The following is a 297-nucleotide window of genomic DNA, read 5'->3' as shown; positions in this document are numbered from 1 at the left end:
CCTGCACCCAGCCGCCCGTCTGCGTCTGCACGTTGCCGCGGCTGTTGTTGAGGATGGCGCCATTCGCCGTCACGTCGAACTGGCTGTAGGTATTGCGCGACACGCCTGCCGCGCTCGGCGTCTGGATGTTCACCTGCGTCACGCCATTCGCGCTTTGTACCACCGTCGGACGCTGGCGGCCCGGCGCGTTCGGATCGGCCACGATCTGTCCCATGGCCGGCCCTGCGACAAAACTCACCATGCCCAGCGCGCCGAATACGGCCAGCGCCAGCGGCCGCAACTTGCCATTCACACTGA

At 66.7% G+C, this 297-nt stretch carries 1 protein-coding gene; it reads right to left on the bottom strand.

Annotation, left to right across the window (positions count from 1 at the left end; genetic code table 11):
* The coding region (locus tag GCN74_RS28405) for a filamentous hemagglutinin N-terminal domain-containing protein (protein WP_226939285.1) at positions 1–297 on the bottom strand (297 nt) is incomplete at both ends.

It is taken from the genome of Janthinobacterium sp. FT14W (genome assembly GCF_009208755.1).
GTDB classification, from domain to species: Bacteria; Pseudomonadota; Gammaproteobacteria; order Burkholderiales; family Burkholderiaceae_D; genus Janthinobacterium; species Janthinobacterium violaceinigrum.
Note: the sequence above shows the minus strand (reverse complement) of the source record. Positions and strands in the feature narration are given on the sequence as shown.